This window comes from bacterium, from assembly GCA_029210545.1.
In the GTDB taxonomy this organism is placed as follows: domain Bacteria; phylum BMS3Abin14; class BMS3Abin14; order BMS3Abin14; family BMS3Abin14; genus JARGFV01.
On record JARGFV010000046.1, the window covers coordinates 18,394 to 18,693 of the forward strand.

General features: G+C 56.7%; 1 tRNA gene. It reads left to right on the plus strand.

Annotated elements, in window-relative coordinates:
• Positions 1–34: 34 nt before the first annotated feature.
• Positions 35–110: transfer RNA gene (locus P1S46_06685), tRNA-Phe, on the plus strand.
• Positions 111–300 lie beyond the last annotated feature (190 nt).

The following is a 300-nucleotide window of genomic DNA, read 5'->3' on the forward strand; positions in this document are numbered from 1 at the left end:
CTCCTTCGCTGATGTAGGGGTAGGAAAACAAAATGCCGAGGTAGCTCAGTCGGTAGAGCAGAGGACTGAAAATCCTCGTGTCGGCGGTTCGATTCCGTCCCTCGGCACCAAATGAAACGGCCCCAATCGGGGCCGTTTTCATTTGGTGCCTGGAATTGATGTCCGAACCGCCGACACACGCGGTTCGATGAAGTTTACCACGCCAACGGCGTGATCCCTCGGCCGGGGCCGTTTTCATTTGGTGCCTGGAATTGATGTCCGAACCGCCGACACACGCGGTTCGATGAAGTTTACCACGCC